Annotated in this window: 24 protein-coding genes; 16 read left to right on the top strand and 8 right to left on the bottom strand. The window is 47.8% G+C overall.

Annotated elements, in window-relative coordinates; all coding sequences use genetic code 11:
* Window positions 1-50 precede the first annotated feature (50 nt).
* The gene (locus GIW82_RS05630; protein WP_154748894.1) at window positions 51-1,052 is read left to right on the top strand and encodes an LLM class flavin-dependent oxidoreductase; all 1,002 of its coding nucleotides are present in this window, start codon (window positions 51-53) and stop codon (window positions 1,050-1,052) included.
* A 75-nt stretch (window positions 1,053-1,127) separates the two neighbouring features.
* On the opposite strand, the gene GIW82_RS05625 is transcribed toward GIW82_RS05630, so the two are convergent.
* Window positions 1,128-1,787, bottom strand: a complete 660-nt coding sequence (locus GIW82_RS05625) for an HAD family hydrolase (protein WP_154748893.1) — start codon at window positions 1,785-1,787, stop codon at window positions 1,128-1,130.
* A 158-nt stretch (window positions 1,788-1,945) separates the two neighbouring features.
* Here GIW82_RS05625 and GIW82_RS05620 point away from each other — a divergent pair, with 158 nt between their 5' ends.
* On the top strand, window positions 1,946-3,064 hold the full coding sequence (locus GIW82_RS05620; protein ID WP_154748892.1) for an acyltransferase: 1,119 nt from the start codon (window positions 1,946-1,948) through the stop codon (window positions 3,062-3,064).
* A gap of 352 nt (window positions 3,065-3,416) precedes the next feature.
* On the top strand, window positions 3,417-3,719 hold the full coding sequence (locus GIW82_RS05615) for a hypothetical protein (RefSeq protein ID WP_154748891.1): 303 nt from the start codon (window positions 3,417-3,419) through the stop codon (window positions 3,717-3,719).
* A 70-nt stretch (window positions 3,720-3,789) separates the two neighbouring features.
* Here the strand turns inward: GIW82_RS05615 and GIW82_RS05610 are convergent, their stop codons facing one another.
* The 3 genes from GIW82_RS05610 to aceA are packed head-to-tail and all read right to left on the bottom strand — an operon-like array spanning window position 3,790 to window position 6,824.
* On the bottom strand, window positions 3,790-3,918 hold the full coding sequence (locus GIW82_RS05610; protein WP_154748890.1) for a protein YhfH: 129 nt from the start codon (window positions 3,916-3,918) through the stop codon (window positions 3,790-3,792).
* Between the two features lie 17 nt (window positions 3,919-3,935).
* A complete protein-coding gene (gene aceB / locus GIW82_RS05605) occupies window positions 3,936-5,525 on the bottom strand; it encodes a malate synthase A (protein ID WP_154748889.1) in 1,590 nt (529 codons plus the stop codon).
* A gap of 6 nt (window positions 5,526-5,531) precedes the next feature.
* A complete protein-coding gene (aceA, locus tag GIW82_RS05600) occupies window positions 5,532-6,824 on the bottom strand; it encodes an isocitrate lyase (protein WP_154748888.1) in 1,293 nt (430 codons plus the stop codon).
* Window positions 6,825-6,995: 171 nt separating this feature from the next.
* Between aceA and GIW82_RS05595 the strand changes: the two genes are divergently transcribed.
* The 3 genes from GIW82_RS05595 to GIW82_RS05585 all read left to right on the top strand — a co-directional run bounded on the left by GIW82_RS05595 (window position 6,996) and on the right by GIW82_RS05585 (window position 9,266).
* Window positions 6,996-7,463, top strand: coding sequence for a LytR/AlgR family response regulator transcription factor (locus GIW82_RS05595; RefSeq protein WP_154748887.1), 468 nt, complete (start codon window positions 6,996-6,998; stop codon window positions 7,461-7,463).
* Window positions 7,464-7,562: 99 nt separating this feature from the next.
* Window positions 7,563-8,720 (top strand): aminotransferase class I/II-fold pyridoxal phosphate-dependent enzyme, encoded by a 1,158-nt coding sequence (locus GIW82_RS05590; protein ID WP_154748886.1) that lies wholly within the window; start codon window positions 7,563-7,565, stop codon window positions 8,718-8,720.
* A gap of 48 nt (window positions 8,721-8,768) precedes the next feature.
* Complete coding sequence (locus tag GIW82_RS05585; protein ID WP_154748885.1) at window positions 8,769-9,266, top strand: cupin domain-containing protein; 498 nt, start codon at window positions 8,769-8,771, stop codon at window positions 9,264-9,266.
* 59 nt (window positions 9,267-9,325) lie between these two features.
* On the opposite strand, the gene GIW82_RS05580 is transcribed toward GIW82_RS05585, so the two are convergent.
* On the bottom strand, window positions 9,326-10,696 hold the full coding sequence (locus GIW82_RS05580; protein WP_154748884.1) for an aspartate kinase: 1,371 nt from the start codon (window positions 10,694-10,696) through the stop codon (window positions 9,326-9,328).
* A gap of 130 nt (window positions 10,697-10,826) precedes the next feature.
* Here GIW82_RS05580 and GIW82_RS05575 point away from each other — a divergent pair, with 130 nt between their 5' ends.
* From GIW82_RS05575 to thrB, 3 genes are read left to right on the top strand one after another with little or no spacing between them, the layout of a single operon-like run.
* Window positions 10,827-12,119, top strand: coding sequence for a homoserine dehydrogenase (locus tag GIW82_RS05575; RefSeq protein ID WP_154748883.1), 1,293 nt, complete (start codon window positions 10,827-10,829; stop codon window positions 12,117-12,119).
* The gene (gene thrC / locus GIW82_RS05570) at window positions 12,116-13,177 is read left to right on the top strand and encodes a threonine synthase (RefSeq protein WP_154748882.1); all 1,062 of its coding nucleotides are present in this window, start codon (window positions 12,116-12,118) and stop codon (window positions 13,175-13,177) included. The genes GIW82_RS05575 and thrC overlap by 4 nt, the downstream gene beginning before the upstream one ends.
* Complete coding sequence (gene thrB, locus GIW82_RS05565) at window positions 13,174-14,079, top strand: homoserine kinase (RefSeq protein ID WP_154748881.1); 906 nt, start codon at window positions 13,174-13,176, stop codon at window positions 14,077-14,079. The genes thrC and thrB overlap by 4 nt, the downstream gene beginning before the upstream one ends.
* Before the next feature lie 47 nt (window positions 14,080-14,126).
* Here the strand turns inward: thrB and GIW82_RS05560 are convergent, their stop codons facing one another.
* The gene (locus GIW82_RS05560) at window positions 14,127-15,551 is read right to left on the bottom strand and encodes an NAD-dependent succinate-semialdehyde dehydrogenase (RefSeq protein WP_154749615.1); all 1,425 of its coding nucleotides are present in this window, start codon (window positions 15,549-15,551) and stop codon (window positions 14,127-14,129) included.
* 223 nt (window positions 15,552-15,774) lie between these two features.
* On the opposite strand from GIW82_RS05560, the gene GIW82_RS05555 reads away from it, so the two are divergent.
* The 6 genes from GIW82_RS05555 to GIW82_RS05530 all read left to right on the top strand — a co-directional run bounded on the left by GIW82_RS05555 (window position 15,775) and on the right by GIW82_RS05530 (window position 19,989).
* On the top strand, window positions 15,775-16,074 hold the full coding sequence (locus GIW82_RS05555) for a replication/maintenance protein RepL (RefSeq protein ID WP_154748880.1): 300 nt from the start codon (window positions 15,775-15,777) through the stop codon (window positions 16,072-16,074).
* Between the two features lie 225 nt (window positions 16,075-16,299).
* Window positions 16,300-16,956 (top strand): YveK family protein, encoded by a 657-nt coding sequence (locus GIW82_RS05550; protein WP_154748879.1) that lies wholly within the window; start codon window positions 16,300-16,302, stop codon window positions 16,954-16,956.
* Window positions 16,957-16,982: 26 nt separating this feature from the next.
* Window positions 16,983-17,963 (top strand): GNAT family N-acetyltransferase, encoded by a 981-nt coding sequence (locus tag GIW82_RS05545; protein ID WP_154748878.1) that lies wholly within the window; start codon window positions 16,983-16,985, stop codon window positions 17,961-17,963.
* A gap of 120 nt (window positions 17,964-18,083) precedes the next feature.
* Window positions 18,084-18,326 (top strand): hypothetical protein, encoded by a 243-nt coding sequence (locus GIW82_RS14680; RefSeq protein ID WP_195913947.1) that lies wholly within the window; start codon window positions 18,084-18,086, stop codon window positions 18,324-18,326.
* Window positions 18,277-18,585, top strand: coding sequence for an MGMT family protein (locus GIW82_RS05535; protein ID WP_370456015.1), 309 nt, complete (start codon window positions 18,277-18,279; stop codon window positions 18,583-18,585). The genes GIW82_RS14680 and GIW82_RS05535 overlap by 50 nt, the downstream gene beginning before the upstream one ends.
* 90 nt (window positions 18,586-18,675) lie before the next feature.
* Window positions 18,676-19,989, top strand: coding sequence for a glucose-6-phosphate isomerase (locus GIW82_RS05530; protein ID WP_370456168.1), 1,314 nt, complete (start codon window positions 18,676-18,678; stop codon window positions 19,987-19,989).
* A gap of 24 nt (window positions 19,990-20,013) precedes the next feature.
* Here the strand turns inward: GIW82_RS05530 and GIW82_RS05525 are convergent, their stop codons facing one another.
* Together GIW82_RS05525 and GIW82_RS05520 are read right to left on the bottom strand one after the other, a co-directional pair.
* Window positions 20,014-20,379: a hypothetical protein gene (locus GIW82_RS05525; protein ID WP_154748877.1), complete on the bottom strand. Its 366-nt coding sequence runs from the start codon at window positions 20,377-20,379 to the stop codon at window positions 20,014-20,016.
* Window positions 20,376-21,683 carry a helix-turn-helix domain-containing protein gene (locus tag GIW82_RS05520; RefSeq protein WP_154748876.1) on the bottom strand — a complete coding sequence of 436 codons (1,308 nt, stop codon included), beginning with the start codon at window positions 21,681-21,683 and terminating at the stop codon, window positions 20,376-20,378. The genes GIW82_RS05525 and GIW82_RS05520 overlap by 4 nt, the downstream gene beginning before the upstream one ends.
* Window positions 21,684-22,113: 430 nt before the next feature.
* On the opposite strand from GIW82_RS05520, the gene GIW82_RS05515 reads away from it, so the two are divergent.
* Complete coding sequence (locus GIW82_RS05515; protein WP_195913946.1) at window positions 22,114-23,109, top strand: general stress protein; 996 nt, start codon at window positions 22,114-22,116, stop codon at window positions 23,107-23,109.
* The last annotated feature ends 8 nt before the right edge of the window (window positions 23,110-23,117 follow it).

Genomic DNA, 23,117 nt, shown 5'->3' with positions numbered 1-23,117 from the left:
ACATGTGTTTCTGCATCCGTCGCGCTAAAATGGACAGGAGGAGTGAGGACATGAAGACAAAACATTTCAGGGGAGTCCCTGTTTCAGTATTGGATTTGACACCAGTGAACGAAGGAACGACCATGACAGCAGCAATCAGCCGTAGCGTGGAGCTGGCGCAGACGGTCGAAAAGCTCGGCTTCCACCGCTTTTGGCTAGCTGAACATCATAGTATGCCGGGCATTGCGAGTTCAGCAACGTCTGTATTGATCGGCCACATCGCCGGCGCAACTGAGAAAATCCGGGTCGGTTCAGGAGGTATCATGCTGCCGAACCATGCGCCACTGGTCATTGCGGAGCAGTTCGGTACGCTCGAAGCGATGTATCCGGGACGTATCGATCTAGGACTTGGGAGAGCGCCAGGGAGTGACCAGGCGACAGCGTACGCACTTCGCCGGACATTACATACGACTGGCGATGAGTTCCCGCAATTGGTTGCGGAACTGGAATCGTACTTTGAAGGATCTGGACGTGTGAAGGCATTTCCGGGTACCGGCGCGGATGTTCCGCTTTGGCTACTTGGTTCGAGTGGCTTCAGTGCACAGTTGGCTGCGCTTAAAGGGTTGCCTTTTTCGTTCGCGAGCCATTTCGCACCGGACTTTGTCTTGCAGGCGCTTCAGCTGTATCATCAAAACTTCAAGCCATCGAAAGCGCTCGCTGAGCCGTATGCAATGGTCGGTGTGACGCTCATCGTAGCGGATACGCAGGAACGAGCGGAAATGCTTGCCACGTCGAGTCAATTGCAGATGAACAGTTTGATGCGCGGCATGCCGGAACAATTCCAAGCGCCGGTGGAAGACTGGGAGGATGCGTGGCCATCGTACGAAGTGGCGAAGTTCAAAGAGAAGATGCAAGGACAATCTTTCATCATCGGAACGCCGGAAGTCGTGCAAGAGAAACTTCAAGCATTCATCGATCATACACGAGCGAATGAAGTGATCGTCACGACACCTGTCTTCAATCAGGAAGACCGTCTCCATTCTTACAAGCTACTAGCCGAAATGATGGAGTGAAGAAAATGAAAAGGAACTATCCTAGTTGTCATCTATATGACAGTGATGGACAGTTCCTTTTTTGTCGGAGCCGTATTATAGGATCTCCCAGCTGCGCTTATCTGCGATGGTGCGTAGCTTCTGCTCAGGTTGGACGGCAACCGGCTGTCCGACGAGCTCAAGGACGGGGAGATCCGAGTGGCTGTCGCCATAAGCAAAGCTGTTGTCCCAGTCGATGGGTTGTTCGCCGAGGGATTCTGTGATCTTCTCGACTTTCATACGGCCTTGTACGTGCGCGACTTTTTGTGCCGCATCGTACTTATCATTCGTATATGGGATGTCGGTGCCGATGATTGTATCGATCGGCAATCCGGCCGTTACCGTATTGAGAAGTGGTGTGAACGCACCCGAAACGACCATGACGTGATCGCCGTCTTCGTGATGCTTCTTCAATCTGTCCACGACCGACTGGTTGAAGTCATCCGTCATTTTCGCAGCGATGTCGGAGAAGTACTCTTCCATTTCTGAGCGGGACAGCGTGTTCAGTGCTGCTAAGTAAGCCTCTACAGAACGTGCGCGCATGACATGCATAGGCACGACCTTGATTTTTGATCCAAGGTAGGAAGGCATGATCTTCTTGAAGAAGATCCGGTAGCGGTAACCGTGCACCGGGTGCTCCTTTAAATGGTCCATCATCAATTGGAATGTTTCTTTCGAATACAAAGTACCGTCAAAATCGAAAATTGCTATGCGCATTCAAATCACTCCGCCTATCTGTTTAATCTATCTCCATCTATCGTAACGGAAAAAGGGCAAGAGCACTAGTGCCAACTAAACAAGAATTTGCGATATGTGATAGCATAATCTGTAGGTTAACAAGAGAGCCAGGTTCATGAGATTAGAGGTGTGACCAAGTGAAAAAAGAAATCCGCTCGATTTATTATATCCGTATCTTCGCCATGCTGATGGTTGTTTTCGTACACGTCACTGCGCCATATACGCACTTATTCCAGCCATTCACAATTCAGCATGAAGTGTATCATTATTTCAATAATATCGTCCGTATCGAGGCCGGCCTGTTCATCATGCTTGTCGGAATCGTCTTTTTCTATAACTATAGAGACCGTGAGTGGACAGGTAAAGTGTTGTTCGATTACTTCCGCAAACGCGTCGTCTACATACTCGTCCCGTTCGTCATCTGGTCGATCATCTATGAGATGGATGTGATCCACTACGGACATAAACTGTTCGACCTCGGTGGCATCGTCGAGAACATTCTGACAGGTGGCAGTAAATATCAACTGCACTTCATCATGCTTGTCGTGCAGCTATATCTCGTGTTCCCGGTCTTGATGTACATCGTCCAGACATCGGCGTTCCTGAGAAAGTACCTATGGGCGTTCGGAGTCGTCATTGAACTCGTGTATTATATGTGGAATTGGAAGTATCAAGTCGTGACCGGACCGTTCTTCGTCAGTAACTTGTCAGCATTCTTGTTAGGCGCGTGGATCGGCTTGCATTACGAGGAAATCAAAGCGAAAGTGACGGGGAAGAAGACAGCTGTTCTCGGCGTGTTGTTCTTGACGGCCGGAACGATCTACGTCTCGATCCGTTACCAAAACGCCTTCACGGATACGCGTGTAGCGATTCCGGAAGAGCTGTATAAAAGCATGGGCATTTTCTTCATCGTCATCGGTGGCTTATTCTTCCTGTACTTGTGCGAGCAGTTCGTGACGCGCTTCAAAGTCCGGACGACGGACCGGATCAAAGCGATCGCATCGTATTCATTCGGCTTTTATTTGATGCACCCTTACTTGATTACACAAGTGAACATTTACTTCCCGATTAAGACATTTGGCTTGTCGTGGCATGTGATGATTGCGCTGCAGTATGCATTGGTCGTCATTATTTGTTACTTCGTTATTTGGTGGTTCCACCGCTTCATTCCAGGGGCAAGCTTCATGTTCGGGAAATTGCCGAAACAAGCACCGCTTTTCTGGGAAGCCGGAAAAACAGCCGAAACCGAGAAGTGAGTGCGTTTTTCTCCGCAGCTGGGGTATAGAAGACTAACTAGATAAGTTGAAATAAGGAATGGACATTACAAAAAAGGTTGGAAGAAACCGCTCAGGGCGGACTTATTCCGCTCTTTCTTCTAAATGGAGTGTAGTGATGAAAAGTATCGCTCCTCATCATTGATGAAGAGATATGGAGCAAAATAGCAGAGACTCCTGTGGGCTAGCGCAGTGCCGAGATCCATTCTGGAGAGCGAAGCGATACAGAATTAGCCTGGTGCCAGCCCACTGGATGCGGAGCTGTTTTGCGGAATATCGGGTATCCTGTTTCTTAATCTCAACTTAATATAGATTCCAGAAGGAGGACGAACGTATGTCGCAACGGATTACTGTTGGCTATGTCGAGTTGACCGAAGAAGAATCGAAGCGCTTGTTCAAGCAAGTGGAGAAGGATAAAGAAGTAACGGATTACGATGCCTTGCAAGGATTGATGAACGATTTCGATTCACGTGTCATCGAGCCTGTGAACCAGCCACTCGCAGGAGTCGTGGACGAAGCGCCGCGTGAGGAGATCGGTGAAGGGGACCGCTACATCGAGATTTTCAATAAGCTGGAAGAGGATTCACGCTACCGGATCCGTTCATCCGATCAATCGAAGAAAGAAGTAGCAGAATAATGAAGGTGCATAAGAAGAAGCTGGCGGGACGTCTCATTTGGGACGTCCCGCCAGTTTCTTTCTTGTTCTCTTATTCAGCTTTCTGCGTCATGCACCGCTCACATTCGTAGATGATCGACTCGCGTTGTTCTTTGATTTCAGCTCCACACTCACAGCACTCTTTCTTATGGCGTTTGATCGTATTAGTTGTCGTTTTCATTACAATCTCCTCCACTCTCATTTTAGTTTTTCATAACCAGGCAATGTCAGAAACTCAGCAAATTCATCATTCACAATCAAGTTCGAAAGCAATTCACGGGCTTCTGCGAAGTTGCCGCGTTCGTAATTTTCACCGACTGTTTGTTTGATTACATTGTCTTCTTCTTCCATAATCTGCTCAACGAGAGGTAAGTCGATGTCACGTCCATCCACCAGTTTCCCTTCTGAGTGGCGGATCCAGTGCCAAACTTGGGAGCGGGAGATTTCGGCTGTTGCCGCATCTTCCATCAAGTTGTTGATCGGTGCTGCACCGTTTCCTGATAGCCAGGAGGCGATGTACTGGATGCCGACAGAAATGTTGCCGCGGAGTCCGTCTTCGGTAATGGTACCCGTCGGAATTTCCACGAGCTGTTCGGCAGTAGACTGGACGTCTTCACGTTTCCGATTGATTTGGTTCGGTGTTTTCATGACCGCATCGAACTGTTCCATCGCGACCGGAACGAGTGCAGGGTGCGCAACCCATGTGCCATCGTGGCCATCCGTCGCTTCACGCCGTTTGTCTTCGGCGACTTTCTGGAACGCTGCATCGTTCGCTTCCGGATCGTTCTTGACTGGGATCTGTGCGGCCATGCCGCCGATCGCCGGTGCGTTCCGCTTATGGCACGTCTGAATGCAAAGGAGTGTATAAGCACGCATGAATGGCACGGTCATCGTCACTTGTGCACGGTCCGGAACGATGAATTCCGGCTTATTGCGCATCCGTTTGATGAAGCTGAAAATGTAATCCCAACGGCCGCAATTCAGACCAGCTGAGTGATCGCGCAGTTCGTAAAGGATCTCATCCATTTCGAATGCGGCTAGAATGGTCTCGATGAGGACGGTCGCCCGGATCGTCCCGCGTGGGATTCCGAGTTCGTCCTGCGCAAAGTTGAAGACATCATTCCAGAGGCGTGCTTCTAGATGGCTTTCGAGCTTCGGCAAGTAGAAGTAAGGGCCGCTGCCACGCTTGATCAATTCCTTCGCATTGTGGAAGAAGTAGAGACCGAAATCGACGAGGCTTCCAGAGGCGATCGTGTCACCAATTTCGATGTGCTCTTCCGGTAAGTGCCAGCCGCGCGGACGGACCATCAAGACAGCGGTCTCGTCGTTCAGCTTATATGCTTTGCCTGTCTCCGGGACACTGAAATCGATTTCGCGCCGGACGGCATCGTACAAATTAATCTGGCCGTCGATGACGTTGTGCCAGTTCGGGGCAGTGGCATCTTCCAAGTCTGCCATGAACGTTTTCGCACCGGAATTCAATGCATTGATGAGCATTTTCCGGTTGGTCGGGCCTGTGATTTCTACGCGTCGGTCTTTTAAGTCGTCCGGTAAGGGGGCAATCGTCCAATCGCCGTTCCGGATGTGCTCCGTCTCTGACAGGAAGTCGAGTGTGCCGCCTTGATCGAGTTCTTTTTGGCGGAGCTGCCGTTTGTCGAGCAGCTCCAATCTTCGTGAGTTGAATTGTTCATGCAGTTTTTCGATAAATGCGAGTGCTTCAGGTGTCAAAATCTTATCCATTCCAGGAAGCTCTTCCGCCTGGATGCGGATGTTCGATTCAGTGATCAAATTCCTTCATCCTTTCACTGTCTGGAATTGAGCTGTTTCAGTCGATCCTTGCATTGCAGTCGTCGAGCTGGTCCCTCCTGAAATCACTTGTGAAACTTCATCGAAGTAGCCTGTGCCGACTTCGCGCTGGTGGCGTGTCGCAGTGTAGCCTTTTGATTCGCTTGCGAACTCTGCTTCTTGCAGTTTCGAGTAAGCAGCCATGCCATTATCTTTATAGTCATGCGCAAGTTCGAACATCGAGTGGTTCAGCGCATGGAAGCCGGCCAGTGTAACGAACTGGAACTTGTAGCCCATTTTCCCTAACTCGCGCTGGTAATTTGCGATCGTTTCGTCGTCCAGCTTCGCTTTCCAGTTGAAGGAAGGAGAGCAGTTGTAAGCAAGCAGCTTCCCAGGGAATTTCTCATGGATCGCATCGGCGAATGCTTGTGCTTCCTCCAAGTTCGGGTGGGAAGTTTCACACCAGACAAGGTCTGCATATGGTGCATAAGCAAGACCGCGTGCGATTGCTTGATCGATTCCTGAGCGCGTCCGGTAAAAACCTTCCGGTGTGCGTTCGCCTGTAATGAATTCATGATCGACCGGATCGATGTCGCTCGTGATCAAGTCAGCAGCGTCTGCGTCTGTCCGGGCGATCAGCAGTGTCGGTACGCCGAGTACATCGGAAGCGAGACGAGCGGATACGAGATTGCGGACCGCGTTTTGTGTCGGCAGTAAAACTTTCCCGCCTAAGTGGCCGCATTTTTTCTCGGAAGCAAGCTGGTCTTCGAAGTGGACGCCTGAAGCGCCGGCTTCGATCATCGACTTCATCAGTTCGAAGACGTTCAACGGACCGCCGAATCCTGCTTCAGCATCTGCCACGATCGGTGCGAACCAATCGAATCCTTCGCGGCCTTCCAATTGGTCGATCTGGTCAGCGCGTGTCAGCGCCTGGTTGATTTTCTTGACGACCGCGGGTACCGAGTCGACCGGGTATAAGCTCTGGTCCGGATACATTTGGCCAGCTGAGTTGGCATCAGCGGCAACTTGCCAGCCGCTCAAGTAGATTGCCTGAAGTCCGGCTTTCACTTGTTGGACTGCCTGGTTCCCGGTAAGAGCGCCAAGTGCGTTGACAAAATCGGTTTCATGAATGGATCGGAACAGTCGTTCAGCCCCTCGCTTCGCCAATGTATGTTCGATTAGAACAGAGCCTCTCAGCTTCACGACCTCTTCTGCACCGTACGGGCGTTCAATTCCATTCCAACGACTATCCTCTTCCCAACTCTTTTGCAATTCCTCGATTTGCTGCTGTTTGCTGACCATTTTATCCATCCCTTTCCGAAAAAATTTGATTTAACTGTATTAATACAGTTGTAGTTGATGTATATTACTATATAACAGATTATTTTGACTGTCTTTAAATTCTGACAAAAGGGTTTTAAGACGGGATGAACGCTATTATTTCACGATAAGCGACTGGAGAGGGGATTGGATATGCAAAACACATTGCTGCAAAGAATCGGGAAACAGCTTGAAGATTGGTTGCCAGAAGGGACGATTATCAAGGTGGAAGGCTCGAAAGCGCTCGAAATCATCACGGAACAGGAAGCGGTTGTTGTGAACGTCTCGTGTGAACCGCTTCATTTCCTGACTGGACGATCGGAAGATGTATGGCGGCCTGTGCATGTCGAAAACATTGCTTATATAGAAAGTAACCAAAAGAAGACGTGGTTTTATGCAGGAGATGAAAGCTACTGTGCCACACAAACGTTGAAAGAATTGATGCCGCGTCTTCCGCATCAGTTTTTGCAGGTCCACCGTTCGTATATCGTAAATCTCCACTCTATAGTAGAGATTTCAAAAGACATCGGTGCCGGGTACTTGGTGACGATGGAAGACGGAGCGGTCCTGCCGGTTAGTCAAAGTTTTGTCTCAGCCGTCCGGAAGCGCTTGGAATTTTAAGCGAAGGGAATATTTGTCGCACTGCTGAACTTGCAGTAAACTTATGGATAACTGACGGGGATAGATGCGTCAAAATTTTGGGGAAGAGGTTGTTGTTCCATGAGCATTTCGATTAATCCACGCGCACAGTCGATCCAGATTTCGGGGATCCGGCAATTTTTCAACCAGATGGCTAACTATCCGGAGGCGATCAATTTGACGGTCGGACAGCCGGACTTTCCGACGCCGGAAGAAGTGAAGCAGGCGGGCATCCGAGCCATCGAGGAGAACCGGACGAATTATTCGCATAACGCAGGCATCATCGAACTGCGCGACGCGATTGCGAATTTCTTTAAAGACAGCTATGGACTTACATACGAAGCAGCAACAGATATAATCGTCACGAACGGGGCGAGTGAAGGATTGGATTCCGTCTTCCGAACGATTTTGGAAGAAGGCGATGAGGTCATCTTGCCAGCGCCGACGTATGCGGGCTATGCACCGATTTTCGAACTATGCGGAGCAAAGACGGTGTACTTAGATATGAGTGATACGGAATTCCGACCAGATCCGGAGCGGCTTGAAGCGCTCATTACGGACCGGACAAAAGCGATCTTGCTGAACTTCCCGTCGAATCCGACAGGTGTCACGCTTTCCGCTGAACAAGTCGGGGCACTGGCAGAAGTATTGGAACGCCACGAAATTTTCATCGTGACGGACGAAATTTATAGTGAAAATACATTTAACGGACAGCACGCGACGTTTGCGAAGCACGCGTCGCTTAAAGACCGGACAATCCTTGTCCACGGAGTCTCGAAGTCACATTCGATGACAGGGTGGCGCATTGGCTTCGTTCTCGGGCCGGAAGCGGTTATGCAACACGTCTTGAAAGTGCATCAATACAATACGGTGTGTGCCTCTGTTCCAGGCCAGTACGGTGCACTGGAAGCATTGACGAATCAGCGACATATTCCGGGTGAGATGAATGGGGAATATGTAAAGCGCCGTGATTACGTGTACGGCCGTCTTGTTACGATGGGGATTGACGTCGTGAAGCCAGAAGGAGCGTTTTACATGTTCCCTTCGATTGAAAAATTCGGAATGAGTTCGTTTGATTTCGCGAGCCGTTTGTTAAAAGAAGGCGGCGTGGCGGCTGTACCAGGATCTGCATTTACCGCATACGGCGAAGGATTCTTACGCATTTCCTATGCCTACAGCATGCCGGTACTTGAGCAAGGATTGGATCGTCTGGAAGCATTTCTCTCCAAAATTTCGTGATTATGAGACAGTTTCTGAGGGTACAGATGGGAAAAGGAGCTGTCGGCAATGGAGAAAATACGTCCCATGACCTTTACGGATGACGGACATATTCCGAACAATCCGGATTTGCCTGTCATTCTTTATCCTGCTTGTTTCGCGGAACATCCTGAAGAAATCGAGAAGACATTTAATATGAACGGCTGGACCAACAGCTGGCAAGGGGATGTCTTCACGTATCATCATTACCATAGTAATACACACGAAGTGCTGGGCGTCCGTTCCGGTGAAGCGACGATACAGCTTGGCGGGGAAAACGGGGAAACGTTGACTGTCAAGACTGGTGATGTCGCACTTTTGCCTGCGGGAACCGGCCATAAGAAATTGAACAGCAGTGAAGATTTCCAAATCGTCGGTGCATACCCCGGAGGTCTTTCACCGAATATCAAGACAGGGAAAGATGGCGAGCGGCCGTTTGTGCTGGAAGAAATCGCGGATGTGCCGAAGCCTTTGACGGATCCAGTCCAAGGGGATGCAGGTCCGGTGCATGCAAAGTGGAAAACTTGAAAAAGACGATTTCCTTCTGAACAGTTCAGAGGGGAATCGTCTTTTTCGTACACGCCTATTCAGCAAGTCGATGCGAGAGACGGCTGGAAAAATTCTTTGTATAGTTCTTGGAGAATCTTTGTCTCGTCCTGTTTTTTCACACCGAACGACAAACTGACCTCAGAAGAACCTTGGTTGATCATTTCGATGTTGGCACCGGTTCTTGAAATCGCCGCAGTCGCGCGGGAAGCGAGGCCGATCATATGATTCATGCCTTCTCCGACAAGGACGACCATCGAGAAATCGCTTCGGATATGGACATCGTCGACGTGTAGTTCGTTTTGGATGCGCTCGATGATACGGCGCTCTTTCCCGCCAGTCAACTGGTGGCTGCGGATGATGACCGATAAATTATCGATGCCGGAAGGGATGTGTTCATAAGAAACATCTTCCTCTTCAAGCATTTGCAGCAGCTTACGGCCGAATCCGAGTTCGCGGTTCATCAAGTATTTACTGACGTATAACGTCGAGAAGCCGCTGTCGGCAGAAATCCCGACGACCGGACGCTCGGAACGCTTCGTCCGCTCTTTGATAATCATCGTACCTGGTGCTTCCGGGTTGTTCGTATTGCGGATGCAGACGGGGACAGATGCACGGAATGCCGGCATCAGTGCTTCGTCGTGCAGGACTGCAAATCCCGCGTATGAAAGCTCGCGCATTTCACGGTACGTCATTTCCTCAATCGCAATCGGCTGATCGATGACAGTGGGATTCGCTGCAAAGACACTGTCGACATCCGTAAAGTTCTCGTATAGCTCAGCTTTTACTGCAGCCGCAAGAATAGAGCCCGTGATATCTGAGCCGCCGCGCTCGAATGTGCGCAGGACACCGCTTTTCGTATAGCCGAAAAATCCTGGGAATACGTGGACAGCTGATGCGTCCGCTAGCTTACCGAGCGCTTCGTATGCTTCCGGAAGTGCTTGTACACGTGCAGGACTTTCGCAGACGATCAAGCCGCCTTTCGGATCGCCGTACACAGCCGAGGTCCCGGTCTGGTTCAAGTAAGCAGCGATCAGCCGTGCCGAGTTGTCTTCGCCGCCTGCTTTCATTTGATCGGTATAAAATGCAGGCGACGTTTTATCTTCCTGCAATCGTCTTATAAAGTCTTGCTTGATTTCATCCATGACTGCATCACGGAGACCGAGTTCTGCAGCGATTTCGCTGAAGCGGCCGATGACGAGTCCGAATGTTTCTTCTACTGACTCACTCTGTAAGGAACGTGAAGCTAAGTCAATGAGAAGGTCCGTCACTTTAAAATCTTCTTTGAATCGTTTACCTGGAGCTGACACGACAATGATCTTGCGCCTGGCATCGCTTTGAATAATTTTTGCCACTTTCCGAATCTGCTGGGCATTCGAAACGGAAGTGCCGCCAAATTTGCTTACCTTCATAAAATAATCAAATCCCATCTTTCGAATATTTTCGCTTTTCACTTGTTTCGGAACTAATATAATACTATAATGTCTTTATTGGAAATACAACTGTTTTTTTAGAGAGAACATTTACTGGAGGCGTTTTTGAATGAATCGAGAAATATCAATCGGGCTGCTAGGCTTAGGTACAGTAGGAAGCGGTGTAGCGAAAATCATTGAGAATCATCGGGAAAGTATGCAGCATAAACTCGGTGCAAAAGTATCGATCAGTAAAGTATTGGTGAAAAACTTGGACAAGCAACGCGATACCGATTTGGATCCATCCGTTTTCACGACAAGCATGGAAGAAATTCTCGATGATCCTTCTATTCAGATCATTGTTGAAGTGATGGGGGGCATTGAGGAAGCACATGACGCTATAGAACGTGCCTTAAAAGCAGGGAAGCAAGTCGTCACTGCAAACAAAGATGTCATGGCGATGTACGGTCAGCCGCTACTGAAGCTGGCAGATGAAAAGCAATGTGATCTCTTCTATGAAGCAAGTGTTGCAGGCGGCATTCCGATCATCCGTACATTGGAAGACGGATTGGCGTCCGATCGCATCTCTGCATTGATGGGCATCGTCAACGGCACGACCAACTACATATTGACGAAGATGGACCAGGAAGGCATGACTTACGACGAAGCGCTGGCGAAAGCGACAGAACTCGGATATGCAGAAGCAGATCCGAGTGCGGACGTCGATGGACTGGACGCAGCGAGAAAGATCACGATCTTGTCGTCGCTGGCATATTCGTCTGCGGCCCGTCTTGAAGATGTCTTTGTCCGGGGGATGAAAGAAATCCGCAACGGAGATATGGAGATCGCATCGCGACTTGGCTATACGATCAAAATGCTCGGAACATCGAAAGCAGATGAAGAAGGCATCGAGATGAGTGTTGAGCCAGTGTTCATGAAGCAAAGCCATCCGCTTGCCGGAGTACATAATGAATACAACGCAGTGTACATCCACGGAGATGCAGTCGGTGAGACAATGCTTTACGGACCAGGTGCTGGATCACTACCGACAGCGACATCTGTCGTTTCAGATATCATCGAAGCTTGCCGTAGTCTGCTTCTCGGCGTCAGCGGCAAACGCCCGCACGATTTGCAGTATGACTACCGCGTGAAATCGCCGGAGCTTCGTTATTCACAGTACTTCCACCGTCTGCTAGTAGAAGACGAAGTAGGCGTATTGACGAAGCTGACGGCAATTTACAGTGGAAGCGGTGCGAGCTTGAGATCAGTGATCCAGGAGCCGGCGGAACAAGCAGGCAAAGCGGAACTGATTTTACTGACGCATTCGATTTCACGGAAACAACATTTAGACATTATGGAACAGCTTGAACAGCACGCTGAAGTACTCAGCCACTATCGCATCGAAGGAGAGGACACATTATGAGATGGCAAGGACTAATCGAGGAATTCAAAGAATGGTTACCGGTGACGGAAGAGACACCTGCACTGACACTACAAGAGGGGAATACACCACTGATTCGTCTAGAGAACTTGTCGGAAGAGTGGGGGATCGACTTGTACGTGAAAGTGGAAGGGGCTAATCCGACCGGATCGTTCAAAGACCGTGGAATGGTCATGGCTGTCGCAAAAGCGAAAGAAGAAGGCAAGAAAGTACTTGTCTGTGCTTCGACAGGGAACACATCCGCTTCAGCAGCTGCATACGGCGCACGTGCTGGGATGCGTACAGTCGTTGTCATTCCGGAAGGCCGCATCGCCCTCGGAAAGCTAGCGCAGGCGAAAATGTACGGAGCGGAAATCGTGGAGATTCCAGGGAACTTCGACGAAGCACTCCGGATGGTCCGTGAAATTGGAGAAGAACCGGGCGTCGCGCTCGTCAACTCGGTCAATCCATACCGCATCGAAGGCCAGAAGACGATTGCCCTGGAAGTCATTTCACAATTAGGCCGCGTGCCGGATCTGTTTGCTTTACCGGTCGGAAACGCCGGGAACATTTCAGCAGCTTGGAAAGGCTTCAAAGAGTACGCTGAAAAGCAAGGTGCTGATAAGCCCGAACTATTAGGTGTTCAAGCAGCTGGTGCTGCACCGATCGTTGAAGGCCGCGTATTTGAAGAGCCTGAGACAGTTGCAACGGCAATCCGCATCGGGAACCCAGCAAGCTGGAAGACGGCTCTTACTGCGCTGGAAGAATCGAAAGGGAACATCTTGTCCCGCACCGATGATGAGTTGCTTGCTGCTTACCAACTGCTTGCGAGCAGAGAAGGGATCTTCGCAGAGCCTGCTTCATGTGCATCGATTGCAGGTGTCCATGATGGAGTGAAGAACGGGTCGATCCAAAAAGGCGCGACGGTTGTTGCTGTCCTGACAGGGAATGGATTGAAAGATCCTGATACAGCAATTTCGGTCAATAAAGACGTCAAACAAATTGCACCGGAAGATTTGGCTGCGTTTTGGGAATCGTTGAAGGAAACAGCGAAATCATGAGTGTGAACGAATTCTCCATAAAAGTACCGGCTTCGACAGCGAATCTTGGCCCTGGTTTCGATTCACTCGGACTAGCGCTCGGCTTGTACATGACGATTCATGTGAGGGCTGCGGAAATATCCGCAATCAGCTATGAGCATCAAGACTACAAGCAGTTTGATGATGTAGAGAGCAATTTGATTTTCAAGGCGGCGCGTACGACGGCTGTACAGTACGGTAAGGAACTACCGCCTGTCCAGCTCGTCGTCGAGACGGATATTCCACTTGGTCGGGGGCTTGGTAGCAGTGCTTCCGCAATTGCCGGAGGGATCGAACTCGCAGATTACGTGCTTGACTTGAAGCTTTCTGCGGATGAAAAGACCCAGATCGGTTGCATGCTGGAAGGCCACCCGGACAATGTCTCGGCTTCCATCATGGGCGGCTTGACGGTGTCGATCGGACAAGGGGAAGAAGTGTCAGTTATCCGCGTCCCCGTGAAGGGTGTCGAAGCGGTGCTACTCGTCCCGCAGACGGTGCTATCGACGAAAGAATCGAGAGACTTACTGCCAGAAAAGTTGGTTTATGCTGATGCGATCCAAAGCAGCGCTGCAGCGAATATGTTTTGTACAGCAGCTGCACTGAATGATTGGGAGCTTGCAGGCGAAATGATGGAGTGTGATGCATTCCATGAGCCGTACCGGAGCGTCCAATTCTCGAACTTTGATGAAATCAGGAATGCTTGTCGTGAATACGGTGCATATGGCAGTGCCATCAGCGGAGCAGGCCCGTCGATTTTCGTGTTGTGTAGAGAAGGCGAAGGGAAGTCATTGGCGGAAAAATTAATGCTTCTTTTTCCGGCGTACCACTCGCTTGCTTTGTCGCCATCAGATGAAGGCGTTCAAGTATCTGAGAAAATAGGATAAGTGCAATGCAAAAAAAGAGAACGAGCAGCGGCTCGTTCTCTTTTAGATTAAACTTGGATCGAAATATATTTGGTCTCCAGAAAAGCTTCGAGCCCTTCTTGTCCGCCTTCTCTGCCGATGCCGCTTTCCTTCATCCCGCCAAATGGTGCTTGTGCAGTGGAAGGAGCACCGTCGTTCCAGCCGACGATTCCATACTCGAGATTCTCCGCAAGGTACGTGCCACGTGACATGCTTTCCGTAAAGAAGTAAGCAGCAAGACCGAATCTCGTATCATTGGCTAACTTCACTGCTTCTTCATCTGTCTTGAACGGCATGACAGGAGCAACAGGGCCGAATGTTTCTTCGTTCATTACGAGCATGTCTGAGCTTGCGCCGCTCAAGACGGTCGGGTTGTAGAAGTAAGAGCCGTTCTCCGCCTTCCCTTCGCCACCGACGACAATTTTCGCGCCTTTGTCGACTGCATCGCGTACATGCTGATCGACTTTCTCGTAGCCGCCTTGGTCAACTAATGGCCCGATTTCGACACCTTCATCCAAACCGTTCCCGACCTTCAATTTCCCAGCTGCTTGTGCAAGCTTCTCTGTAAATTCATCCAAAATGCTTTCCTGTACATAAATACGGTTCCCACAGACGCACGTTTGTCCGGCGTTGCGGAATTTCGAAGCCATCGTGCCAGCGACTGCCAAATCAAGATCGGCATCCTCCAAGACGATAATCGGCGCATGGCCACCAAGTTCAAGAGACAAGTTCAACATCCGCTCGGAAGACTGCTTCATCAGCTCTTTTCCGATTTCAGTCGAGCCGGTGAATGTCAGCTTGCGGATATCTGGATGTGTCGTGAACACTTCGCCGATTGCGCTCGCACTTCCCGTGACAAGGTTAATAACACCTTTCGGGAATCCTGCTTGTTCAGCAAGCTCGACCATTTTCACTGCCGTAAGTGGCGTTAATTTTGCTGGTTTCGCAACAAATGTACAACCAGTCGCGAGAGCAGGGGCAATCTTCCGCGCGATCATCGCAGCAGGGAAGTTCCAAGGCGTAATCGATGCGACAACGCCAACAGGCTGCTTGTTCACTTGAATACGTTTTCCTTCTTTACTTGCCGGGATTGTGCGGCCGTACATCCGTTTCGCTTCTTCAGCGAACCAATGGACGAACGAAGCGGAATATTCAACTTCGCCGATTGCTTCAGAGAGCGGTTTTCCCATCTCCATCGTCAAGATCCGGCCGATTTCCTCTTTCTGTTCAAGCAGCAAATCGTGCCATTTCATCAACAGGGCGCTACGCTCATACACCGTCTTGCGGCTCCATTCGGGAAATGCTGCAGCAGCGGCTTCCACTGCACGTGTCGCTTCATCCTTTCCGCCGTTCGGAACCGTACCGAATAATTCGCCGGTCGCCGGATTTTTCACTTCAATCACGCCATCGCCGCTTGATAACCATTCACCATTAATGTAATGTTTGCCGTCCAACATGAATTCCTCCTCTGTTTAAAAAAACTTCATCGCTCTTAGTATACCCATCAATGCAGCCATTCAAAATGGTTCGTGGAGAAAGTTTCCGAAAAGTTAGTTGTTTTGGGGATTGTGAAGAAAATACTCGTATAAATTTACATTTTGGCGGTATAATGTCCTGCAAAAAGGGTATAAAGTGAATAGAACTTCAAATATGCGTGCATATCGGAGGTGGAGACATATGCTATCTTTGAAAAAAGGACCTGAAGAACAACTTCGTCCATTCACGGAACAGAAAATAATCAGTGAATGCACGGAATGTTTTGCAGAAGGAAATCAAAAACTTTATGTAACAGCTGAGAATTTCATCCATTACTTTTTAGAACATGCTTCTGATGAGGGGGTTCTTTTTAAAACGATCCGTGAAATCACGGAAGATCTTAATATTCCCCACCAGACCTTGACAAAAGTTTTGAAAACCATGGAGAAAAAACAAATCATTTATAGAAGAAATGGCATTATCGGATTAGTAGAATTATAAAATAATGAAACTGACTCCTCTTGATGGGGAGTTTTTTTGTGCGAAAAATCAAGATAGGGAGACTATACATTTATTTTATTTAGTAGAAAGGACTTAATGACTATTAGAAAATAAAAAAATAATTTAAATATTCATTGAAAAGTGTAGAAAGAACCATTTAAGTGTGATATAAATGAACTAACTATTATCAGAATTTTTAAAAACTAAACAAAGGGTGAATGAGTTATGCAGAAGACATGTTTTCTTCAGCGATTAAAAAAAGCGCTGATCAGCAAGAAGAAAGTCGCCTTGGCTTCCATGTTATTGTCATTGCTGCTGATGGGACTGCCATTGTTTTTGATTACTGTGAGTGATTACGAAGCAATAAGCCAATTGCATTTGGTTGGAAATGCTGATGAACACGATCGACTGCTGCCGTTCGAGAAGAAGGATCCGAAAGTCGCTGAAGCTTACACCTTATTGATGAAAAGCAAGCAAGTGCTGGAGAAGACGATTTCACAGCTGGCCCTTCCTTTCACTGTCACAGAATTGTATGGACGAATAGATGTAAACTATCAGGAGTCCTCGCATCTATTGAAGATCAAGGTCCGTCATCCTGATGAACGGCTCTCGGTGGAGATTGCCGATACGGTCGCGCTTGCAGGGATGGAAGAGATTAGTAGCAAACTGAAGGTGGACAATATTTTATTCATCCCTGCTGAAAAATCGAGTCTTTCTTCTATTTTCCAGGAGCTTGTTTTAGTTTCTATGGCAGTGGCCGTTTTCATAGCAGTCTTGTTCCCCGTTCTTTTATTGTTGCTGCTGGAAATGAGAAGTACTTATTCGAAATTGACTGATGAAGGACCGGAAGGAAGCGGGGAACTGCAAACAGTGTTCAAATGATTTTCAAAGAGAGCAGGGGGTAGCCGATGTATGAGATAGTATCCTTGAAAAATGCGGAACGCTGGCGGCAGGTCCTTTGTTTATTCCTGGAAGCGGATGTGTTCTATACACCTGATTATTTTCAGAGCGCCTTGAAATTGGATCCGGGAGAGGCTTTGCTCTTTTATTTCAAGGGACAGTGGGGAGAAGTTGCGTATCCGTTCATCAAAAGGAAACTGAAAGATGACGAGGACCTTGAATTTTATGATATTACAACGCCTTTCGGTTATGGCGGTCCGTTAATGAACAACAGAAATGACCTGGCAGAGTTGACAGCGAGTTTCCGTGCGGCCTTTGTGGATTACTGCAGGCAAGAACGGATTATCGCCGAGTATATCCGGTTTCATCCATTGACCGGCAATGTTGCATATTTTTCGGAAGAGCTGGACCTTTATCCGGTCTACGAAACTTACACACTTGACCTTGGGGCTGCAATGACGGAGCGAAAGAAGGACGCCACGATTTTTGTGAAAAAGCTGGGAACGGTCCGGCATCTATTTGAATTTCTCATCTTGTATTACTCCACCATACGGCGTAGGGAAAAAACGCATAGTTTTTATTTTTTTACGAACGATTATTTTGAAACATTGGTCAGTGCATTCGGCCCGGATCTCCATCTGTTCGGGGCATATAAGGGCGAAAAATTAATGGCAGCAAGCTACGTGCTTGCATCCGATCGCAAATTATTCCTGCTTGTCGAGGGTTCTTTAGGGAAAGAAGGGGAGCCGGCAATGGAGCAGCTATTGCTGACAATCAGTGACTGGGCGATAGAAAATGATTTTGACAACTTCCATATCGGTGGCGATGATCAACTGGATGAATTACAAGAGTCTTTCCTCAAGAAAAACTTGAGTCCTGAAAGCGCACGGGAATTTTATATCGGTCGAAAAATCTTCGATCATCCGACTTTCAGAAGATTGGTGCCTGAGAGCGAGAGTGAAATGATTCGTAGATATCGAAACAATTGAGCATCGATGAACGGGGTTGATAGCTTGAAAAGGGGTGATGACTTGGAATATGTGCAATATAAAGGTTTAATGGAGAGAAAGTATAAAAAATCCGTACGTAAAATCATGCGGGAATTATGTGTGGAAAAAAGGATGGATGCGACATCAGGCGCAAAACACCTTGGAATCGCACGTGAGATTTTCGTTTCCTGGCGAGCCGATTACAGGATGGAGAGCAAGAATCTGCTGTTCGAAGAGTTAGTGGAGACAGTAGGACATTTGACGTTAGGAACGGAAACGACATCGCAGCGGAGGAAAGTGAAGGAAGGTCGACGTGGAACAGTATACGAAGAACGTATTAAACATCATCAAGAACATCCCTGAAGGAAAAGTCATGACATATGGACAGGTTGCGGGTGAGGCCGGGAACGCACGTGGTGCTCGGCAAGTTGCACGCATCCTTCACAGTATGTGCCGTGCATATCAGCTCCCGTGGCACCGGATCATCAATGCGAAAGGGGAAATCGCACTGAAAGATATGGAAGCAGGCCAAACGCAAAAGGAGCTACTGGAACGTGAAGGTATCGTGATCGGATTGAATGGAAAAGTAGACCTGGAGCGATTTCGATATGATGGAAGCTGATGAAATCGACAAATATCTTCCAAACAACATCTCCTAAATTTCGATGGATATGGTAAAATTAAATTCATTCTATAGAGGACGGTGATTACCATAGCGATTGTAAAATTAAACACAGTTTATATTAATCGCTTCATCGAAAAAGAGGAAATCCATGCGTTTCAGGATTTTGTCGAAGTGGTCCACGACCGGATCCATGAGCGTACCGGAGCCGGTTCGGAATACCTTGGCTGGCTTGATTGGCCATCGAAGATGTCGGAAGCGGAGCTGGAGCGGATCGAAGCGACTGCAGAATCCATCCGGAATACGATGGATGTGCTGATCGTTGTCGGCATCGGCGGCTCGTATTTAGGTGCGAAAGCAATCAAGAAATTATTGCGCCCATCATTCGGACTGGATCAGATCCAGATCATCTATGCGGGCCAAAACTTGAGCAGCCGCTACATGGAAGATCTCCTTTCCTACATCAAAGGCAAAAATGTCGCAGTGAACGTCATTTCAAAATCCGGGACGACTACAGAGCCGGCGATCGCTTTCCGGACGATCCGGAAATGGATGTACGATACGTACGGAGAACAAGCGGCGGAGCGGATTTTCGTGACGACGGACGAATCGGAAGGCGCCCTCCGGAAAGCGACGGACAAGAATAGCTATACGTCATTCGAAATCCCACGTGATATCGGCGGACGTTATTCCGTCTTGACTGCGGTCGGACTATTGCCACTCGCGGTAGCCGGTGTAAATATCCGTGAATTATTGAGAGGGGCCGTTCAGGCAGAAAAAGAGCTCGCGAATCCTTCACTCGAAGAAAACGACGCCTACCTTTATGCAGCATATCGCCAGATTTTGAACTTGCGTGGCTATTCGATGGAAATCCTGGCGAGCTATGAGCCGGCTATGTCGGACTTCCACGAATGGTGGAAGCAACTGTTCGGAGAAAGTGAAGGCAAGCAAGGAAAAGGAATCTTCCCGGCTTCCGTCGTCTACTCAACGGACCTTCATTCATTGGGCCAATTTATTCAGGATGGCAGACGTTCCCTGTTTGAAACGATGGTCAGCTTCGCCGAAGACGAATACGAAAGCACCATCGCATTCGATGAAGAAAACGACGACGGCTTGAATTATTTGGCGGATAAGACCTTGCACGAAGTCAATATGGAAGCATTGAAAGCATCAGCACTTGCCCACATGGAAGGCGGCGTGCCGGTTATCTCACTCGAAGTCGAGCGCATGGATGACTTCCATACAGGCTACTTGATCTACTTCTTCATGAAAGCCTGTGCGATGAGCGCCTACTTATCCGGCGTGAACCCGTTCGACCAGCCTGGCGTGGAGTTGTATAAGCAGAATATGTTCGAATTGCTTGGAAAGCCAGGCTATGAACAAAAAGAAAAACCCATCAAATGATGGGTTTTTCTATGGGAAAATTGATTAAGCATTCAAGTTTGAGTTGATGACGTTCCAAGGTTCAGTGACGCGGTGACCGACAGCGACATCATTGCTGTTGATGACGGCCCACGGCTCAGTGACGCGGTGACCGACAGCGACATCATTGCTGTTGATAACGTTCCAAGGTTCAGTGACGCGGTGTCCGACAGCGACGTCATTGCTGTTGATGACGGCCCACGGCTCAGTGACGCGGTGACCGACAGCGACATCATTGCTGTTGATGACGGCCCACGGCTCAGTGACGCGGTGTCCGACAGCGACGTCATTATCAGTTGAAGAATTATTTAGTGAAGAAAAACCTCCTAATAACAATGCTGTAGCAAAGGTGAAAGTAACTAACTTTTTCATGAGTTCACGCTCCTAGTCATATTTGAAAGCAATTTTTGGTATGCTTTTCTAGAGTGTTTATATGCAGCGGCAGCTTCTTCAAACTTACCTAACTCACAGTAAACATTCCCTAAATGGGAACAGAAATAACCAATTTCATTAAAATTATTTTTTTCATTCAATATAGGGAAAAGTTTATTATTGAAAACTTGTTCAAACATCGCGTAATCTTTGTCAATGAGATGCTCTAAGACTACGAATTCAAAGTAGGCTTCTCTTAATGACAAATTTGTAATTGAATCAGCATCAAAGCTGGAAGAGTTAGTAATTAGTCGACCTTTCTCGATCCAAATCTGTGCATCATCAAGCCGGTCAATTTCTATATTGCATTTAACCAAAAGTATATAACAAGCTAATAAATCAGAAGTATATTCGGCAGGTATATTTTTCAAAGTATGTTCCGCATGCACAATGGAAATATCAAACTGTTGTAAAATATAATTACTGTAAGCTAAGTTGTATTCAGTTGTAAATAGAAGTATATCATTATCGAGTTTGCTGCCAATTGTAAAAGCATTTCGATAGTGTTCCAAAGAAGTCTTAAAGTTACCGAATTGAAATTCAGTTAATGCGATATTAGAGTGACACTCAACGATTCGTTTAGGCACAAATTCTTGTTGGTATATTTTTAAAGCCAGCTCTGAATAGCGATTGGCCATATCAGTTTGCCAACATTGCGTTGAAGATATCCCAATCGAATAAAGCAGATCTGCTCTTTCAAGAATCTGCAAATTAGAAGGAATAATTTTCTCAGCCATTAAATATGTTTTCAAGGCATTCTCATAATCACCTAGCAAATAATGATAGTTCCCGATGAATTTATGGTAAAGATAAAATTGCTCCTGGTTCATGAACTCTTTGAAGCGATCCAGTTCCTTCACTTTTTCTTCTGCACTGTCAAGGTCGCCAGTGATGATAAAGTAGCGGATTTGCTGGATGCTGTATTCCAGTTCAATTTCCTCATTCGCATGAAGAAGAGGGTGGTTGTGGATGTCCGCATATTGTTCCATAATCTTCCCTTTGTTTTGTGGATGCAAAAGGGAGTTTTTGAAGTTCTTCACGAGGACGGTTCCCACAGGATTGTTCTTTGGTGCCAAAGAAATTGAGAGTCTGTTGCACAGTGCCTTCAAAACTTCCAACGAAGGCTCTTTTTCACCTCCCTCGATTTTTTTGAGTTCCCTTTGTGGGAGGATGTCGGAAGAAAGTACATCTAAGCTCATCCGTTGCTTCAATCGGTGATATTTTATCCGCTTCCCCGTTTCCATAACATCCCTCCTTTCATCTTGCGCTGGTAGAAGATCTACCATCCATGTAGGAGAGGTGGCTTCGTCTGTAAAATCGGTCTCAGAAAGATAGTGGATAAAAGAATTTCTTAGAACGATAATTTCCGCCTCCATATCTTGATTATACTGTATCCTTAAGCGTTTTCATCTATGATAGCATCATTTTTCGAAATAAACTTCTGTAAATAGATAGTTTTCAGTTATTTCTAAAAAAGGAGAGGAAATACCTAATAATGACAAGAGTTTTTCTAGTATTTTATACAGGACTATCGATGCTCTAGGGCGGGCCTATTATCCTTGATTGAAGATGCTTGAGTATGAGGAAGTGTTTACGCGCGTGTAGCGTGTTTTAAATTCTACTCCGGACGGGTACATAGAAATTAAGACACCCAAACACAGGAGGATGAAAATCATGACATTATCAGACCGAAAATTCGAAATGGTATACAGTGCAGAAGAACTTTCTAGACGTATGACTGAATTGAAGGAAATGGGCTACAGTGAAGGTGATATCCATCTGATCGCCAGAGATGAAGACGCATTAGGCGCGGTGGGAGGAAAAGGCAATGCGAATACACATGCAGGCGGTTCTATCGCAGACAAATTCAAATCGATCTTTTCCGGAGAGTCAGAAATCCGGAAACAGTTGAATTCACTTAGACTGGGTGAAACGACGGCTGAGTCTTATGAACATGAAATTCGGAACGGTGCAATTCTTATGTATACAGACAAGGCAATGAGCAACCATGACCTTGCAGAGCTGAATCGGGGTGGAGAACCGAGGAACACTGCATTTGTCCCGTTCGGCCGGGATGTGGAACGTGACGGTGAGAAATTCAACGATCCGAAAATAACGGATCCGGATATACAACCACAGTATGGTTCGGCAGATACGCCGAGTGAAGATGAGATTTATACACGCGATGTCCGGCGCGAAGATCAGCATGGGTACCCGAGCTTGAATACAAAATTGAAGGATTCCCGTATGGACGGAGAAACGATCCATCCGACAACAGACGGTATTGACCGCAACGAGGCTGCCTTGTCCGAGAAGGAAATGGACCACGAGCCGCCACTTGCAGAAGATGAAATGAACAGGGAAGATGGCATCAATCGCCGAATGGATGAACAATCACCAGGCGTAGATCCAAATCTTGGGCCAGCTCCATTCGGCCGGGACTCGGAAGAAGAACATCTATTGGATGCCGATTTCAATGAGAACGATCATTATGAAGATACGAGTGAATTGAAGAACGTGGACGATGGAGACAACCTGGATGGGAAGAAATTCATGAGTGATGACCACCGCTCGGATTTCGAGCATTCGACTAATCCGCGTGATGACCGCAAGTTCCATGAAGAGGCGGAGAAGAAAACGGCTACGCCACCGACACCGCGCTTGTTCTGATTGGTCGA

Source organism: Planomicrobium sp. YIM 101495 (assembly GCF_009707665.1).
In the GTDB taxonomy this organism is placed as follows: Bacteria; Bacillota; Bacilli; order Bacillales_A; family Planococcaceae; genus Planococcus.
Note: the sequence above shows the minus strand (reverse complement) of the source record. Positions and strands in the feature narration are given on the sequence as shown.

Excerpts from the sequence above, each read along its gene's own strand:
- GIW82_RS05630 (WP_154748894.1), top strand. The coding sequence starts at position 51 with ATGAAGACAAAACATTTCAGGGGAGTCCCTGTTTCAGTATTGGATTTG.
- GIW82_RS05625 (WP_154748893.1), bottom strand. The coding sequence starts at position 1,787 with ATGCGCATAGCAATTTTCGATTTTGACGGTACTTTGTATTCGAAAGAA.
- GIW82_RS05615 (WP_154748891.1), top strand. The coding sequence starts at position 3,417 with ATGTCGCAACGGATTACTGTTGGCTATGTCGAGTTGACCGAAGAAGAA.
- GIW82_RS05610 (WP_154748890.1), bottom strand. The coding sequence starts at position 3,918 with ATGAAAACGACAACTAATACGATCAAACGCCATAAGAAAGAGTGCTGT.
- aceA (WP_154748888.1), bottom strand. The coding sequence starts at position 6,824 with ATGGTCAGCAAACAGCAGCAAATCGAGGAATTGCAAAAGAGTTGGGAA.
- GIW82_RS05595 (WP_154748887.1), top strand. The coding sequence starts at position 6,996 with ATGCAAAACACATTGCTGCAAAGAATCGGGAAACAGCTTGAAGATTGG.
- GIW82_RS05590 (WP_154748886.1), top strand. The coding sequence starts at position 7,563 with ATGAGCATTTCGATTAATCCACGCGCACAGTCGATCCAGATTTCGGGG.
- GIW82_RS05585 (WP_154748885.1), top strand. The coding sequence starts at position 8,769 with ATGGAGAAAATACGTCCCATGACCTTTACGGATGACGGACATATTCCG.
- GIW82_RS05580 (WP_154748884.1), bottom strand. The coding sequence starts at position 10,696 with ATGAAGGTAAGCAAATTTGGCGGCACTTCCGTTTCGAATGCCCAGCAG.
- GIW82_RS05575 (WP_154748883.1), top strand. The coding sequence starts at position 10,827 with ATGAATCGAGAAATATCAATCGGGCTGCTAGGCTTAGGTACAGTAGGA.
- thrC (WP_154748882.1), top strand. The coding sequence starts at position 12,116 with ATGAGATGGCAAGGACTAATCGAGGAATTCAAAGAATGGTTACCGGTG.
- thrB (WP_154748881.1), top strand. The coding sequence starts at position 13,174 with ATGAGTGTGAACGAATTCTCCATAAAAGTACCGGCTTCGACAGCGAAT.
- GIW82_RS05555 (WP_154748880.1), top strand. The coding sequence starts at position 15,775 with ATGCTATCTTTGAAAAAAGGACCTGAAGAACAACTTCGTCCATTCACG.
- GIW82_RS05550 (WP_154748879.1), top strand. The coding sequence starts at position 16,300 with ATGCAGAAGACATGTTTTCTTCAGCGATTAAAAAAAGCGCTGATCAGC.
- GIW82_RS05545 (WP_154748878.1), top strand. The coding sequence starts at position 16,983 with ATGTATGAGATAGTATCCTTGAAAAATGCGGAACGCTGGCGGCAGGTC.
- GIW82_RS05525 (WP_154748877.1), bottom strand. The coding sequence starts at position 20,379 with ATGAAAAAGTTAGTTACTTTCACCTTTGCTACAGCATTGTTATTAGGA.
- GIW82_RS05520 (WP_154748876.1), bottom strand. The coding sequence starts at position 21,683 with ATGGAAACGGGGAAGCGGATAAAATATCACCGATTGAAGCAACGGATG.
- GIW82_RS05515 (WP_195913946.1), top strand. The coding sequence starts at position 22,114 with ATGACATTATCAGACCGAAAATTCGAAATGGTATACAGTGCAGAAGAA.